Source organism: Streptomyces ipomoeae 91-03, assembly GCF_000317595.1.
Lineage (GTDB): Bacteria > Actinomycetota > Actinomycetes > Streptomycetales > Streptomycetaceae > Streptomyces > Streptomyces ipomoeae.
Genome location: NZ_AEJC01000113.1, coordinates 15,395 through 30,420, shown reverse-complemented (window position 1 = coordinate 30,420; position 15,026 = coordinate 15,395). Strand labels below are relative to the sequence as shown.

The 15,026-nt window shown below is 71.1% G+C and carries 13 protein-coding genes and 1 pseudogene; 7 read left to right on the top strand and 7 right to left on the bottom strand.

The window, feature by feature from the left end; genetic code table 11:
- The first annotated feature begins 21 nt into the window (after nucleotides 1-21).
- The 3 genes and pseudogenes from STRIP9103_RS07605 (at nucleotide 22) to STRIP9103_RS07595 (ending at nucleotide 3,364) form a co-directional block, all read left to right on the top strand.
- Nucleotides 22-2,125 (top strand): annotated as a pseudogene (locus tag STRIP9103_RS07605) (MMPL family transporter).
- Between the two features lie 200 nt (nucleotides 2,126-2,325).
- The gene (locus tag STRIP9103_RS07600; protein ID WP_009302490.1) at nucleotides 2,326-2,796 is read left to right on the top strand and encodes a DUF7134 domain-containing protein; all 471 of its coding nucleotides are present in this window, start codon (nucleotides 2,326-2,328) and stop codon (nucleotides 2,794-2,796) included.
- A gap of 70 nt (nucleotides 2,797-2,866) precedes the next feature.
- Nucleotides 2,867-3,364 carry a GNAT family N-acetyltransferase gene (locus tag STRIP9103_RS07595; RefSeq protein WP_048819888.1) on the top strand — a complete coding sequence of 166 codons (498 nt, stop codon included), beginning with the start codon at nucleotides 2,867-2,869 and terminating at the stop codon, nucleotides 3,362-3,364.
- A 9-nt stretch (nucleotides 3,365-3,373) separates the two neighbouring features.
- Here the strand turns inward: STRIP9103_RS07595 and STRIP9103_RS07590 are convergent, their stop codons facing one another.
- From STRIP9103_RS07590 to STRIP9103_RS07570, 5 genes are all read right to left on the bottom strand, one after another.
- Complete coding sequence (locus STRIP9103_RS07590) at nucleotides 3,374-4,297, bottom strand: dihydrodipicolinate synthase family protein (protein ID WP_009302467.1); 924 nt, start codon at nucleotides 4,295-4,297, stop codon at nucleotides 3,374-3,376.
- A 36-nt stretch (nucleotides 4,298-4,333) separates the two neighbouring features.
- Nucleotides 4,334-5,401, bottom strand: a complete 1,068-nt coding sequence (locus STRIP9103_RS07585) for an oligopeptide/dipeptide ABC transporter ATP-binding protein (protein WP_009302486.1) — start codon at nucleotides 5,399-5,401, stop codon at nucleotides 4,334-4,336.
- A 62-nt stretch (nucleotides 5,402-5,463) separates the two neighbouring features.
- Nucleotides 5,464-7,440, bottom strand: coding sequence for a dipeptide/oligopeptide/nickel ABC transporter permease/ATP-binding protein (locus STRIP9103_RS07580; protein ID WP_009302433.1), 1,977 nt, complete (start codon nucleotides 7,438-7,440; stop codon nucleotides 5,464-5,466).
- 11 nt (nucleotides 7,441-7,451) lie between these two features.
- On the bottom strand, nucleotides 7,452-8,411 hold the full coding sequence (locus STRIP9103_RS07575) for an ABC transporter permease (protein WP_009302477.1): 960 nt from the start codon (nucleotides 8,409-8,411) through the stop codon (nucleotides 7,452-7,454).
- A 13-nt stretch (nucleotides 8,412-8,424) separates the two neighbouring features.
- Entirely contained in the window at nucleotides 8,425-10,053 is a 1,629-nt protein-coding gene (locus STRIP9103_RS07570; RefSeq protein WP_048819880.1) for an ABC transporter substrate-binding protein, read from the bottom strand.
- 278 nt (nucleotides 10,054-10,331) lie between these two features.
- Between STRIP9103_RS07570 and STRIP9103_RS07565 the strand changes: the two genes are divergently transcribed.
- Entirely contained in the window at nucleotides 10,332-11,072 is a 741-nt protein-coding gene (locus tag STRIP9103_RS07565; protein ID WP_181800458.1) for a FadR/GntR family transcriptional regulator, read from the top strand.
- Between the two features lie 7 nt (nucleotides 11,073-11,079).
- Nucleotides 11,080-11,526 (top strand): protein-tyrosine phosphatase family protein, encoded by a 447-nt coding sequence (locus STRIP9103_RS07560; protein WP_009302494.1) that lies wholly within the window; start codon nucleotides 11,080-11,082, stop codon nucleotides 11,524-11,526.
- A gap of 9 nt (nucleotides 11,527-11,535) precedes the next feature.
- On the opposite strand, the gene STRIP9103_RS07555 is transcribed toward STRIP9103_RS07560, so the two are convergent.
- Complete coding sequence (locus STRIP9103_RS07555; protein ID WP_009302500.1) at nucleotides 11,536-12,108, bottom strand: class I SAM-dependent methyltransferase; 573 nt, start codon at nucleotides 12,106-12,108, stop codon at nucleotides 11,536-11,538.
- A gap of 56 nt (nucleotides 12,109-12,164) precedes the next feature.
- On the opposite strand from STRIP9103_RS07555, the gene STRIP9103_RS53050 reads away from it, so the two are divergent.
- Complete coding sequence (locus STRIP9103_RS53050; protein WP_009302478.1) at nucleotides 12,165-13,304, top strand: AraC family transcriptional regulator; 1,140 nt, start codon at nucleotides 12,165-12,167, stop codon at nucleotides 13,302-13,304.
- 86 nt (nucleotides 13,305-13,390) lie between these two features.
- Nucleotides 13,391-13,942, top strand: coding sequence for a hypothetical protein (locus STRIP9103_RS07545; RefSeq protein ID WP_141596122.1), 552 nt, complete (start codon nucleotides 13,391-13,393; stop codon nucleotides 13,940-13,942).
- Nucleotides 13,943-14,155: 213 nt separating this feature from the next.
- On the opposite strand, the gene STRIP9103_RS07540 is transcribed toward STRIP9103_RS07545, so the two are convergent.
- Nucleotides 14,156-14,812, bottom strand: a complete 657-nt coding sequence (locus STRIP9103_RS07540) for a M15 family metallopeptidase (protein ID WP_009302454.1) — start codon at nucleotides 14,810-14,812, stop codon at nucleotides 14,156-14,158.
- Between the last annotated feature and the right edge of the window lie 214 nt (nucleotides 14,813-15,026).

The window sequence follows — 15,026 nt, the reverse complement described above, 5'->3', positions numbered from 1 at the left end:
TTGAGGAGGGGGGACCCCGGAATGGGGGTCGGAGAGACACGCGTGCGGAGTCGGCGGCGAGGTGTGCCGTGGCTGGTGTTGGGGTTGTGGGTGGTGTTGCTGGGCCTGGTGGGGCCGTTCGCCGCCAAGTTGTCGGAGGTGCAGCACGACAGGGCGGTGGATTATCTGCCGGCCAGTGCCGATTCGACGCGGGTGGCGAAGATCCAGGAGCAGTTGCCCGGGGGCGAGACGACCGAGCTGGTGCTTGTGTATCACCGGGACGGTGGGCTCAGTGCCGCCGATCGGGAGGCCGCCGCCGCTCAGGTCGCCGAGATCGGGGAGCGGGATCGGCTGGTCGCCGAGCCGCGGGGGGGTGCCGGCGGAGGACGGGGCCACCCTGATGTACCCGGTGGCGAGCAATGGGCCGGGGACGGACGAGAAGCTGCGGGACGCCTTCGTCGAGCGGGTGCGGGAAGTCGCCCGCAGCCGGGGCGGGTTGACGGTCGAGGTGGGTGGGCCCGGTGCCCTCGCCGCTGATGCGGGCAAGGTGTACGAGTCGCTCGGCGGGCCCTTGCTGTACACCACCGTGGGTGTGGTGGCCGTACTGCTGATCCTGATCTACCGGAGCCCGGTGCTGTGGCTGGTGCCGCTCGTCGTCGCCGGGGTCGCGGACTTCCTGTCGATGGGGGTGGCGTACGGGCTCAACCAGGCCTTCGGGACGAGTGTCTCGGGGCAGAGCTCGGCCATGATGACGATCCTCGTGTTCGGGGCGGGCACCGACTACGCGCTGCTGCTCGTCTCCCGGTACCGCGAGGAACTGCGGCGCGTCGAGCGGCCGTACGAGGCCATGAAGGTCGCCCTGCGCGGCTGCGGGCCCGCCGTGCTCGCCTCCTCCGGGACCGTCGCCGCCGGGCTGCTGTGTCTGCTCGCCGCCGACCTCAACAGCAGCCGGGGCATGGGACCGCTCGGCATGGTCGGGGTGCTGTGCGCGCTGCTCGCCATGCTCACCCTGCTGCCCGCGACCCTCGTCCTGCTGGGGCGGCGGGTGTTCTGGCCGCTCGTACCGGCGTACGGCAGCGAGCCGAAGGCCCGTCGGTCGCTGTTCTCGGCGATGGGGTCCTCCGCCGGGCGCCGGCCGCTGACCGTGCTCGCCGGCGGTGCCGTCCTGCTCGGCGCCCTCGCTCTCGGCACGCTCGATCTGCCCGGATCGCTCAAGCAGGAGGACTCCTTCGTCGACAGGCCCGAGTCGGTCGCGGCGATGCGGACCCTCGCCGAGGCCTTTCCCGGGCAGGGCACCCAGCCGATCTCCGTGATCACACCGGCCGGGCGGACCGAGGCCACGATCGCCGGGATCCAAGGGCATGAGGGGGTCGCCGCCGTCGAGCGGGGGCGTACGGGAGACGGCTGGACCGAGTTGTCCGTCATCGCCAAGGGCGCGCCGCAGTCGGCCGCCGAGACCGCCACCATCGAGTCCCTGCGGGACCGGCTGCCGGAGTCGTACATCGGCGGGCCCAGCGCCGAACAGCTCGACCTCAAGGACACCAACGCCCGGGACCGGCTCGTCGTCGTACCGATCGTGCTCCTGTCCGTCCTGCTGATCCTCGTCGCGCTGCTGCGGAGCCTGGTCGCACCGTTGCTGCTCGTCGTCGCCGTGGTCGCGGTGTGGGCGGCCTCGCTGGGGATCGGGGGGCTCGTCTTCGGACCGGTGTTCGGGTTCGAGGGCACCGATCCGGGGCTCGGACTGCTGTCCTTCGTGTTCCTCGTCGCCCTCGGCGTCGACTACGGCATCTTCCTCATGCACCGGATGCGTGAGGAGTCATTGGCCGGCGCGGAACCTGCCGCCGCCGCGCTCACCGCGCTGCGGACGACCGGCGGGGTCATCGCCTCCGCCGGCCTCGTCCTCGCCGCGACCTTCGCCGTGCTGCTCAACATGGGGCTGGTCCAACTCGTCGAGCTGGGCTTCGTGATCGCGGTGGGGGTGCTGCTCGACACGTTCCTCGTGCGTACGTATCTCGTGACCAGCGCGAGTGTGGCGCTGGGGAGGAAGGTGTGGTGGCCGGGGCGGCTGTCCCGTGAGCCGGCGGGGCCGGTCGAGCAGCCGCCGGGGGAGACCCCGCCGAGCCGGGAGCGGGTGGCTGTGGGCTGAGAGCCGGGCGGTGACCGTGGGCTGAGAGCCGGCCGGTGACCGTCGGTCGAGTGCCGGGGGAGCGTGCCGGTTCGCCGAGAGCCGGTACGGCCGGGGCGTCTCTCTCCCGCAGGGGCGCCCTCCTGACGGAGGATGAGCGGGTGACGGGGAGCGGGGGCGGCGCTGTGGGGGCCGGGACGGCGAGGGGGCTGTCGGGGTGAGTGGGGTGCGGGCCGGGGCTCTTCGAGTGGGTTCGGACGGCCGCCGGGGGCGACTCCCCGCGGTTCGACGCGTACGTCGCCGTCGCCCTGACCGTCTTCGACTGCGTGACCGCCGTGCTGATCACCGGTGACGGGAACGTGCCGGACACGTTCGGCTTCGCGCTGCTGATCGGCGTCCATGTGCCGCTGGTGTGGCGCCGGAGGCGGCCGATGCCCGCGCTGTGGGCGCTGGTGGTCTTCGTCGCCCCGTACCACGCGCTCGACTACAACCACCCCGCCGCCGTCGCCCCGGCCATGCTGGCGCTCTACACGGTCGCGGTGAGCGGCACGGCCCGCCGTACGCTGCTCACCGGTGTCGCCGTCGTGGGGATCACCCTGGTCGTCAACGCGCTGACGACGCTCCACCGGATCCCGGAGTTCCTGCGGATCTACGGCTGGATCGTCGCCGTGCTGGTCTTCGGCGGCTGGTGACACCGGGGGCGGGGGCGGGGTCCGGCTGAGGGAGTGGACGCGGGCCGGCGCGGTGGCCGATGATCACGGCATGATCAGGGCCGCCACTGAGAACGACATCGCGCAGATCCTCGCCATGATCCGCGAACTCGCCGCATACGAAAGGGCCGTTGAACAGGCCAGAGCCACGGAGGAACAGCTCCGCGAGGCGCTGTTCGGTGAGCATCCGGCCGCCTTCGCACTGATCGCCGAGGACGACGGCACGGGCGAGACCGTGGGCTACGCCGTGTGGTACCCGCGCTTCTCGACCTGGACCGGCAGCGGCGGCATCCATCTGGAGGACCTGTACGTACGGCCGCACGCCCGGGGCGGCGGCCACGGCAAGGCGCTCCTCGCCTCCCTCGCCGCGATCTGCGAGCAGCGCGGCTATGAGCGCTTCGAATGGTGGGTCCTCGACTGGAACGAACCCGCGATCGGCTTCTACAAGTCCATCGGCGCGGAGCTCCTGGACGAGTGGACGGTCTGCCGCGTCACCGGTGAACCCCTCAAGGCCCTCGCCGCGCAGGCGCCGGGGACCACCACCTCGTAGCACCAGCCCCTACGACAGCCCCGCCGCGGCCAGGTACTTGCCCACCCGCTCGACCTCGTCCTCCGACAGCGGGACCTGCGGCTCGGCCGTGGCGGCGCACGCGATGACGCCGCGCAGGCGCAGCGCCGCCTTGAAGGCACCGATGGCCGAGGCGGTGCCGCCCATGCGGGCGCCGCCGACACCGATCATCCCGAACAGGGCGCACAGGCGTTCCTGTTCGGCGCGGGCGCGGTCCCAGTCACCGGCGCGGCAGAGCCGGTCGAGACGGACGTAGCCGACGGGGTCGACGTTGGACAGGCCGGGGACGGCCCCGTCGGCGCCCATGGCCAGCGCGGCGTCGATGAGGAGTTCGGAGCCGGTGAGGACGGTGAAGTCGGTGACGGCACGCACACCCGTCACGACGGCGCGGAAGCCGGCCAGGTCGCCGCTGGAGTCCTTGAGGCCGACGACGACCCTGTCCGCCGCGAGCTCCAGGACGACATCGGTGGGCAGCTTGGTGTGGACGGCTGCCGGGATGTCGTACGCGAGGACCGGCACCGGGGAGTGGGCGGCGAGCAGACGGTAATGGCGGGCGATCTCCGCCGGGTGGGTGCCGGTGTAGAAGGGGGCGGTCGCCACGACCGCCTGCGCCCCGGCGGCCGTGACGGCGCGCACATGGTCCAGTACGCGCGGGGTCGTCATGTCGATCGCCCCGGCCAGCACGGGCACCTGGCCCGCCACATGCCCGACCACCGTCTCCGTCACCAGCCGCCGCTGCTCATCGGTCAGATACGCCGCCTCCGACGTCGAACCGAGCACGAACAGCGCGTCCACACCACCGGCCACCAAGTGGTCGACGAGGCGGATCAACGACGGTACGTCCACCTCGCGGTCCGGTGTCAGGGGGGTGCAGACGGGCGGGACGACTCCGGTCAGCGGGGTGGGGATGGTCATCTTGGCTCCCTTGGCGCGGGTACCCGTCGGGTACCGCTAGGTATCTCGTACGGCTCGATCGGTCCGATCCTCGACGGCCATGGCGGTGGCCGGGGAAACGGATGCCGACGCGGTCGCGGCCTCGGCGACCAGGTCGCGCGTCGACTCCGTCTCCTGCACAGGATGGTGGCAGCGGAAGCGGTGTCCGGGCGCCGACGCGGCCGAGAAGTCCGGCATCTTCTCCGCGCACACCCCGTCCGCCTTCCAGCATCGGGTACGGAACGGACAGCCGCTCGGCGGCCGGGTGGCCGACGGGACCGGATCCACCAGGGGGATCGGCTCGATCGGGTCCAGCAGGCCCGGGGTGGCCGAGAACAGCGCACGGGTGTACGGGTGCCGGGCGCGGTCCGTGACCGAGTCGGCCGGGGACTCCTCCACGATCCGGCCCAGATACATGGTGATCACCCGGTCGCTCATCCGCCGTACCGTCTGGATGTCGTGCGACACGAAGACCAGCGCCAGACCGAGCCGTTCCCTCAGGTCCAGCAGGAGGTTGAGGATCTGCGCGCGGACCGACACGTCCAGCGCGCTCGTCGGTTCGTCCGCGACCACCAGGTCCGGGTCGAGCGCCAGGGCACGGGCGATGGCGACACGCTGGCGCTGACCGCCCGACAGCTGACCCGGCAGCGCCTCCGCCAGCACCGGGGGCAGACCGACCAGGGACATCAACTCCCGTACGCGGTCCTCCCGTTCGGCCGATGTGCCGCGCCGGTGCACGTCCAGGGGGTCGCGGAGGATCCGGCGGATCGACAGGCGGCGGTTCAGGGCCGTCGACGGGTCCTGGAAGATCATGCCCGTACCGCTGCCCACGGTCACCCGGCGCTCGGCCGGCGACATGGACCACAGGTCCCGCCCCCGGAACGACACCGTCCCGGCCGTCGGCCGCTCCACCCCCACCAGCACCTTCGCCAGCGTCGACTTCCCACACCCCGACTCACCCACCACGCCCACCGTCTCACCGGGCGCGATGAAGAGATCGGCGCCGGTCAGGGCGTAGACCCGGTCACGCGTGAACAGCCCGCCGGTGCGGGCCCGGTGGACGACATGGGCGTCGGAGACCTCCACGAGTGCGCTCGACGCGCCGGACACGCCTGCCGTGGTTGACGCGTCCGGCGCTTTCGGTGTGCTCACTGCGCCACCTCCCGTTCCGTCGCGACCAGATCCACCGCCGGGTGGTGGCAGGCCGCCTTGTGCGTGGGCGGGCCCAGCAGGTCCGGTGCCGTCGTACGGCAGACCTCGCTCGCCCGTGGGCAGCGGTCGGCGAAGCGGCAGCCCGCCGGGAAGTCGGCGGGGGCGGGGACGACGCCCCTGATCTGCGTCATCCGCTCGGCCGCCGACTCCAGCGACAGCACGCTGCCCAGCAGACCGCGCGTGTAGTGGTGGGCCGGCGCCTCGACCAGGTCCGCCGTCACCCCCGTCTCGACGATCTGACCGCCGTACATCACGACGACCCGGTCGGTCACGTCCGCCACCAGCGCCAGATCGTGCGAGACGAGGATCAGCGCGAAGCCCAGCTCCTCGCGCAGCCGCAGCAGCAGTTCGATGATCTGGGCCTGGACGGTCACGTCCAGCGCGGTCGTCGGCTCGTCGGCCACGATCAGCTTCGGGGTGCGGGAGAGCGCCATGGCGATCAGGACGCGCTGGCGCTGGCCGCCGGACAGTTCGTGCGGGTAACTGCGCAGGGTACGTTCGGGGTCGAGGCCGACCATGCCGAGCAGTTCGGTCGCTGAGCGTTTGCCGCCCCTGCGGACGACCTGCCCCAGCTGGGCACGGACGGTCATCGCCGGGTTGAGGGAGGAGAGCGCGTCCTGATAGATCATCGCCATCTCGTGGCCGAGCAGTCTGCGGCGTACGCGCATGGGCTCGCCCACCAACTGCCGCTGATCGAACCGGACCTGGCCGCGCACCTTGGCGCCCTTGGACTCCAGGCCCATCACCGTGAGTGCGGTCAGCGACTTGCCGCAGCCCGATTCGCCGACCAGCCCCAGGACTTCACCGGGGTGCACGTCGAAGCTGATGCCGTCGACGATGTTCACCCCCCGGTGCCGGTTCTCGAAAGAGACGGCCAACCGCTCGACGGACAGCACCGGTTGACCACCGGGCAGGGGACGGGCCCGCGACCGCAGTCGCAGAGCCGCCTCGGTCAGCCCCGGCAGCTCGGTGACCGTGCCGCTGCCCGGCTCGGCGGCCTCCAGCCGGTCTTCCTCCTCGCGTGGCTCCACATCCCGCCCGGCCGGTGCCGCCCACGCGTCGGAGACGCCCTCGGAGAGGATGTTGAGGGAGAGGACCGTGACCAGCATCAGCAGGCCGGGGAAGACGGTCGCCCACCAGCCGCCGGTCAGGACCATGTTCTTGCCGTCGGCGATGACGCTGCCCCAGGACGGGTCCGGGGGCCGTACGCCCGCGCCGATGAAGGACAGGGACGCCTCGAAGACGATGGCCTCGGCGACCTGCACGGTGCAGAACACCAGCACGGGGGCGGCGCAGTTGACGGCCACGTGCCGGATCACGATGTGCGGGGTGCGGGCTCCTGTCACCCGCTCGGCGGTGACGTAGTCCTCGCCGTACTGGTCGAGGACGTTGGCCCGTACGACCCGTGCCACGGGCGGAGTGAAGAGGAAGGCGATCGCGCAGATCAGCACCTCGATGCCGCCGCCGAAGACGGCGACGAGCACGGCGGCCAGCGCGATGCCCGGGAACGCCATGACGATGTCCAGGCAGCGCATCAGCGTCTCGTCGACGGCCTTGCGCGAGGTCGCGGCCAGGGCCCCGATGAACGATCCCGCGACGAGCGCGAGCGCGGTGGCGCCGAGGCCGATCGCGAGCGACCAGCGGGCGCCGTACATCAGCCGGCTCAGGATGTCCCGGCCGAGGCTGTCCTGGCCCATCCAGTGCTCGGCGGAGGGCGCGCCGGTCCCGCCGACCAGGGCCTGCTGGTCGAGCGGGTCGTGCGGGGCGAGCACGGGCGCGAACAGGGCCGTGAGCACCACGACCGCGAGGAAGCAGACCGCGACCCGCGACAGCACCGGCAGCCTCCGCCAGGACCGCGGCCGGACACCGGGCCGGGACAGGGCCTCCGTGAGCCGCTTGCGTGTGGTCACCATGGGCCCGGACATCAGCCCGCCCCCCTGAGCCGTGGGTTCACCAGCAGATAGAGGATGTCGATGACGAGGTTGACGACCACGAAGCCGGCGGCCGTGGTCAGGACGACGCCCTGCACGACCGCCGGGTCGCCGTTCTTCACGGCGTCGATCATCAGCTTGCCCATCCCCGGCAGCGAGAAGATCGTCTCGATGACGACCGCGCCGCCGAGCAGATAGCCGACGCGCAGCCCGAGCACGGTGAGCGGATTGATCAGCGCGTTGCGCAGCACGTTCCGCCCGACGACCACCCGTGGCGGCAGTCCGCTGCCGATCGCCGTCCGTACGTAGTCCTTGTCCAGCTCCTCCACGACCGCCGTGCGCACGATCCGGGTGAGCTGCGCGGCCACCGGCAGCGACAGCGCGAACGCGGGCAGCGTCATCGTCTTCAGCCACCCGGTGAAGGAGTCCGCCGGATTGACGTACCCACCCGTCGGGAACCACCCCAGGTCCACCGCCAGGTACTGGATCATCAGCAGCGCCAGCCAGAACCCCGGCGCCGCGACCCCGGTCAGCGACACCACCCGGATGATCTGGTCCGGCAGCCGGTCCCGGTGGATGGCCGCCGTGACCCCGCCCACCAGCGCCAGCACGACCGCGATGCCCAGCCCCAGGAAGGTGAGCTGGAGGGTGAGCGGCAACGCGGTCATCACCTGATCGACGACGGGGGTCCGGGTCAGCGCGCTGATCCCCATGTCCCCCTGCAGCAGATCACCGACGAATCCCGCATACCGCACGGGCAACGGATCGAGCAGGCCGTTCTCCTCCCGGAACTCATGCAGCTGCTCCGGCGTCGGATTGGCCCCCTGGAAGAACGCGGACGCCGGATCGACATCGGAGAACCGCATGACAAGGAAGACGAAGAGCACGATCCCGAGCATCAGGGGAACGAGCAGGGCGATACGACGGAGAAGGATACGGAGAACGGCGATCACGTACCGGTTCCCCCTAAACCCACTTCGCCTGCAGCAGATTGATCCCCGGATACGGCTGCGCCCTTATCCCCGTGAGCCGTTTCGGATCCCAGGCCGTCATCAATTCGGTGTGCACCACCGGATAGAGCACGGCCTGCTCGGCGACGATGTCGATGTAGTCCTGCACCATCGTCTTCTTCCTGTCCGCGTCCGGCTCCCGGGTCGCCTGCTCCATGTCCCTGAAGAGCCCCTTGGCCACGCTGTTGTCGGCCCATCGCGCGTACTGCATCCACAGGTTCTGCGGCCCGTAGTTGTAATGCATGATCAGATCGGCGTCGAGGCCGAACTGATTGGGATTCGATGCCGCGGCGACGACCTGGTAGTCCTGCTTCTGATCCATCTTGGTGAAGACCGCGGTGGTCTCCTGCGGGGAGAGGGTCGTCTCCACCCCGATCGCGTCCCACGACGCCTTGATGGTCGGCAGACAGTCGACGATCCAGCTCACGTTCACGGCCAGAATCTCGATCCTCAGCCCGCTGACCCCGGCCTCCTTCAGCAGCGCCTTCGCTTTTTCCGGGTCGTGGCCGTACACCGTCTTCGCGGGCCGATAACTCGGATTCCCCTCGTTCAGGAAGGAACTCGCGGGCTTTCCGTGCCCCTTCAGCGCCACCTCGATCATCTTGTCCCGGTCGATGGCGTAATGCAGCGCCTGCCGTACCCGTACGTCGTCGAAGGGCTTGTGCCTGGTGTTGAACATCAGGAAGAGGTTGTTCATCCCGGAGCCGCCCTGGACGGTCAGCCCGCTCTTCTCCAGCTGCCCGATATTGGCGTACGGGATGTTGTCGGCGATCTGCGCGCCCGCACTGGTCCCGGAGATCTTCGCGACGCGCGGCGCGGCGTCCACGATGGTCAGCCAGTTCATCTTCTTGAAGGCGGGCGGGCGGGGCCCGTTGTAGTCGGCGTACGCCTCGAACGTCGTGTTGGACTTCGGGTGGTGCGCGGTCTGCCGGTACGGTCCCGAACCGATCGCCTTGCCCTTGATGGCGTCCTCCCAGGCACCCGGCCGGGAGAAGACGTGCTTCGGCATGATCTTCGCCAGCGTCAGCCGTGAAATGCCCTCGGGGAAGGGGAACTTCAGCACCAGCTCGACGTTCCGCGCGTCGATCTTCTTCACTTCCTTCAGCCAACTGGCGAAGAAGCCCTTGGCGAGGGTCTGGGTGTCCGGGTCGAGGATCCGGTCGTAGACGAAGACGACGTCGTCGGCGGTCACCGGCTTCCCGTCGTGGAAGGTGGCGCCGGCGCGAAGCTCGAACTTCCACGACGTACCGCTGAGATCGCTCGGCACCGCCGTCGCCAGCGCCGCGTACGGCTCGCGGGAGATGGGGTCGGTGTCGAGGAGGCCTTCGTAGATGTGGTTGTTGGCGGCCATGCAGAAGGCGGACGCGGTCTGGGTCGGGTCCCAGCTGCCGTCGTTGCCGTAGCCGATGACGGCGGTCAGCGTCCCGTTCTTTCCGCCGCTTCCGCCGTCGGTGTCATTGGTGGACTCCGGTCCGGCCGAACACGCGGCGAGCGACGACGAGACGGCGGCGGCGCCCAACGCGCCGGAGTACTTCAGGAACGACCGGCGGGCCGGCATCGGGGCGTCAGGGGTCACATCGCGCACGGTTCCTCCAAGGAGGCAGCGAGGGGGGAGATACGACGTCCTACGTCCTACAGGGGGCAGCGTGACCATAGGAGGGCCCGTGGGGGCGGTCAAGGGATCGCACACGAATGGCTCACCTGCCAGAGGTGCGACCAATGGCGATGTGAAACAAGGACAGTTGACGGTCCGGCAGGGCATAATTTCCCAGGGAGATCACCGTGCGTTCACCCGGCGTTCCCCTGATCGGTTCACTCGGTTTCCGTCCGGAGATGGGACGTCGGATGTCCGGCGAGCGTACGATGCGGCGCATGTCTCAGGAGAGCGGCAGTCGGCGCCGGCCCGAGCGGCGGGTGAGCAGCCAGATCCAGCACGAGGTGATGCAGCTGATCCTCGACCGCAAACTCCAGGCGGGAGCGCCCCTGCCCACCGAGACGGAGCTGATGGAGGACCTCGGCGTCAGCCGCAACTCCGTCCGCGAGGCGCTCAAGGCCTTGCAGGCCCTCGACATAGTCGACATCAGACACGGCTACGGCACGTATGTCGGCCAGGCCTCCCTGACCCCCCTCATCGACGGCCTGACCTTCCGCACCCTCGCCCGCCACGACGGGGACACCGCCGCGCTCGCGGAGATCCTCCAGGTCCGCGAAGTGCTGGAGGAGGGCCTGGTACGACGGGTCGTGGGCATCCTCACAGACGCGGAGCTGGACGATCTCGCGGCCATGGTCGACCGGATGGAGGCGGCCGGCAAGGCGGGCGAGTCCGTCGCCGAACTCGACCGCGACTTCCACGAACTCCTCTACGCCTCCCTCGGCAACTCCCTGGTCCCCCAACTCCTCGGCGCCTTCTGGACCGTCTTCCTCCGTGTCGCCGGCGCCCGTGGCTGGAACGACGACCCCACCCCCGAACTCACCATCCGCCGCCACCGCGCCATCGTCGCCGCCCTCCGCGCCCGTGACGTCGAGGGCGCGCAGCGGGCGATGACCGACCACTTCCGGGGCATCGAGACACGGGCGGCACAGGCGACGCGAGGAGTGGGGTGACCCGGGGATGACGTCGACCGCGACCGAGCCCTGGGACCCGGCGGCCCCCGGTGTGCTGCGGCTGCCCTCCGGCCGGCTGGTACGGGGGCGGGGCCTGCGGCGCCCGCTGCCCGACGGCCCGACCGCCACGTACGCCGTCCACCTCCTCGGCAAGGAGCCGCCCGAGGTCCCCTGGGAGTCGCACTGGCTGCGCTGGCCGGACTTCCGGCTGCCCGCCGACCGGGTACGGGCCGAGGAGGTCCTGCGGGACGCCTGGCGCCGGGCGGCCGACGAACGCGTCGAGTTCGCCTGCGGCGGCGGCCGGGGCCGCACCGGCACCGCACTGGCCTGCCTGGCGGTCCTGGACGGCGTACCACCGGAGGAGGCCGTGGCGTACGTACGCCGGCACTACGACCGGCACGCGGTGGAGACACCGTGGCAGCGGCGGTACGTACGGCGCTTCGGCAGCACTTGATCGGCTGCGCTACGGTCGTCGCGCGCGGAAGCGGAGGCTCCCGCCCAGCTCGTGCAGGTCCACGGACACCTCCGTGAAGCCCGCCCGTTCCAGGCGGGAGGGCAGGGTCGCCGCCTCGACGATGTTCATCGTGTCCCGCAGGTGGAGGAGCCGGAAGCGGAAGCTGTACTGGCTGTCGCTGCCCGCGAAGACCCCACCGGGCCGCAGTACGCGGAACGCCTCCGCGAAGATCCCGTCCTGCTGCTCGGCCGTCGGCACGTGGTGCAGCATGGTGAAGCAGACGACCGAGTCGTACGACGCGTCCGGCAACGGCATCGCGGCCCCGTCCGCGTGCACGACACGGGCCCGCTCGCCCCAGGCGACGTCCAGCAGCCGGGCGGTGTCGGCGTCGATCTCGACGGCGGTCAGACGCGGCACCTGTTCGACGAGAACGCGCAGATTGGCGCCGTAGCCGGGCCCGATCTCCAGGACGTCCGTGCCCAGTTCGACACCGTCGAGCGCCCAGGGCAGCAGCTGTTCCCGTGTCGTCCGCGCCCACTTCTCGGAGCTGCACAACTTCCGGTGGATCTGATTCATCGGCATGGCCCCGACGCTAGGTCCGGCCCTCCGCTGTCCACCACGGGCTAGGCTGCCGTCCCATGTCGCCAAACGGACAGCGGGGTGGGAAGACCGAGGGGGCCGTCGCCGCCCGGGGCGGTATCGAGAGCCGGGGCGACACCAAGAGCGAGGGCGAGGGCGGGGACGAGGGCAGGGTCGAGAGCGAGCCGGACTCCGGCCGGGGTGCCGAGCGGAGCCCTGGCCGGGGTGCCGAGCGGAGCCTTGTCCGAGGCGTCGAGCGGAGCCCTGGCCGGGGTGCCGAGTGGAGCCTTGGCCGGGGTGCCGAGTGGAGCTCTGGCCGAGGCGTCGAGTGGAGCCCTGGCCGGGGTGCCGAGCGGAGCCCTGGCCGAGGCGTCGAGTGGAGCCCCGGCCGAGGTGCCGAGCGGAACCCGGCCGCCACGCTCGACCGGTACCCGGCCGCCACGCTCGACCGGTACCTCCGCGGTCACCCCACCGCGATCTTCATCGGGCACTTCACCATGCCGCGTGGCACCTCCTACGCCCGGCACTGGCACCCCGTGCACCAACTCGCCTGGTCCGCCAAGGGGTTGCTGCGCGTCACGACCCGGCAGGGCTCCTGGCTCCTGCCGCCCACCCTCGCCCTGTGGATTCCCGCCGGCGTCCCCCACATCACCGAGTCGGCCGGCGACACGGTGATGCGCAGCCCGTACGTGGCCCCCGAGAGCTGCCCGACGGTCGACTGGCAGGAGCCCACGGTCGTGGCGGTGGGCCCGCTGCTCCGCGCCCTCATCGACCACCTCGTACGCACCGACCTGACCGCCGGGGCCCGGTCCCGGGCGGAGGCCGTACTCCTCGACGTCCTGGACCCCGTTCCCGTCACCAGTGTCTCCGCGCCCGAGCCGCGTGACCCGAGGGCCCGCGAGGTGGCCCGCGCCCTCGCCGCGAACCCGTCCGACCCCCGCCCGCTCGACGCCTGGGGCACCCAGGTCGGCGCCGGCGCCCGCACCCTGGCCCGCCTCTTCGTCACCGAGACCGGCCTCACCTTCGGCCAGTGGCGCGAACAGACCCGTATGCGCGCCGCCATGCCCCTCCTCGCCGAGGGCCTCCCGCTGGAATCCGTGGCCCACCGCGTCGGCTACGCCTCCGCGAGCTCCTTCGTCGCGGCCTTCAGACGAATCATCGGAGTGACGCCACGCGAGTACTTCCCGGTACACCGATGAACCACGCGCCGCGTGGCCGACAGCGGCCGGCGCCCCGCCCGAAAACCAGGCGACGCGCCCCGCCCACCCATGTGACCCTGACCCGCGTGACTCTGCCGAACACGACCCCGTACGACGCCGACCGCGCCGCCTTCTCGCACGAGGCCCTGGCCCGCCTCGCCCTGTCCTACGAGGCGATGGAGGCCTCTGAGCTCGCGAAGGACGTGGTGGCGACCCGCTACGACGCCGTCACCGGCCTCGGCGGCCGGGCCAGTGAGGCGGCCGGACTGGTCGAGGCCGCCGCACGGGTTCTGGCGCGGGCGGTGGTGTACGAGCGGGAGCGGGGCGCGAGCTGGGAGCAGATCGCGCACTATCTGGAGATCGACCCGGCCGAGGCCGAGGCACGCTTCGCGCCCGAACTCGCGCGCTGGAAAGAGGCGTTCGAGGTCCCGTACCGCCTCGACGACACCGGCCGCAAGCGCGTCCCGCAACTCCCCACGGCGGCGTACGACCCCCTGTTCGCCATCCGGCAGCTGGACACCTGGGCGGGGCTCCACGTCAACCGGGGAAGCTGGCAACTGGTCAGCGAGGGACTGCACGGGCACGCCCCGACGGACGACCATGACCACAACACCGATTCCGGCACCGGCGACGAGTGACCGGACGGGGCCGGGCTCGCAACGTCCGCCCTTTCCTGGACGTACTCGCCCGCTGCGTCACCCACGACAACCCCGCCACCTCTGCCCGTCCCATCCGCAGGGTGCTGCCCTCGGCCCCCGCTACGGGGTTTGCCGCTCCAGGCGACAACGGGGGACGGGGTGCAGCCCTCGGGGATGGGACGGGTAGGGGTGGCGGGGCCGGCGCCGGACGGGTCAGCGGACGGTTTCCCTGGGGCCGTAGAGGGCGCTGGGGGCGCCCGTCATGAGGGCCCAGTAGCGGTCGCCGTAGGACCAGTGCCACCACTCGGTGGGGTAGTTGACCAGCCCGGCCGTGGTCAGGGCGGCCGACAGGGTGCGGCGGTTGCGGCGGGCCGTGTCGGAGATGTTGGGCGCGTCGGTGTAGCAGGCGTCGTCGCTCTCCTCGGGGCTGGCATCGACCCGAGTCCCCATGTCCAGCTCCTCCCCGGACGCCGTGCACAGGGTCAGATCGATCGCGGCACCGGCGACATGCGGCCCGATCTCCGGCGGGGAGAGGGAACGGCTGGTCTGCTCCCGCAGATACTCCTCCGACCAGTCGGGGTTGTCCCGGCGCAACTCGGCGGCGTACGACTCGAAGTACTTGATCTGCAGCGCCAGCGGCCGGTACCCCTCGGTGACCAGCAGCCGCAGCCCGTCGGGCAGCAGCCGGGACGCCCGGGCCAGCCGCCAGGCGATGCCCTCGCGGATGTGCGCGTAGGCACCCTCCGGGTCGGCCTGCCGGGAGTCGACCACCAGGAACGGCAACTCTCTCAGGTCGACGAGAGGTTCACCGCATTCCCGCACCGGGACGCGGGCGACCTCGGGGTCGCTCATGAGGATGATCGGAGGCATGCGTCGTCTTCCACAGGGTCCACGAGTTACGGGTGACTCGTACGAGAGATACGAGAGAGGTGGGGCTGCGGGGTGCGTGGCAGCACCCCGGGGAGGGACCTGATCCCCTGATGTCCCTCCCCGGGGGCTTCCCCCCTTGAGTGGTGGTCTGTGGCCCGGCACCGGGCGTTCCCCCGACCCGCCCGGCCCGTCCTGCTGTTCCGATCCCACTGTT

Coding starts and splice junctions, on each gene's coding strand:
- STRIP9103_RS07595 (WP_048819888.1), top strand. CDS start 2,867: ATGATCAGGGCCGCCACTGAGAACGACATCGCGCAGATCCTCGCCATG.
- STRIP9103_RS07590 (WP_009302467.1), bottom strand. CDS start 4,297: ATGACCATCCCCACCCCGCTGACCGGAGTCGTCCCGCCCGTCTGCACC.
- STRIP9103_RS07580 (WP_009302433.1), bottom strand. CDS start 7,440: ATGGTGACCACACGCAAGCGGCTCACGGAGGCCCTGTCCCGGCCCGGT.
- STRIP9103_RS07565 (WP_181800458.1), top strand. CDS start 10,332: ATGCGGCGCATGTCTCAGGAGAGCGGCAGTCGGCGCCGGCCCGAGCGG.
- STRIP9103_RS07560 (WP_009302494.1), top strand. CDS start 11,080: ATGACGTCGACCGCGACCGAGCCCTGGGACCCGGCGGCCCCCGGTGTG.
- STRIP9103_RS07555 (WP_009302500.1), bottom strand. CDS start 12,108: ATGCCGATGAATCAGATCCACCGGAAGTTGTGCAGCTCCGAGAAGTGG.
- STRIP9103_RS53050 (WP_009302478.1), top strand. CDS start 12,165: ATGTCGCCAAACGGACAGCGGGGTGGGAAGACCGAGGGGGCCGTCGCC.
- STRIP9103_RS07540 (WP_009302454.1), bottom strand. CDS start 14,812: ATGCCTCCGATCATCCTCATGAGCGACCCCGAGGTCGCCCGCGTCCCG.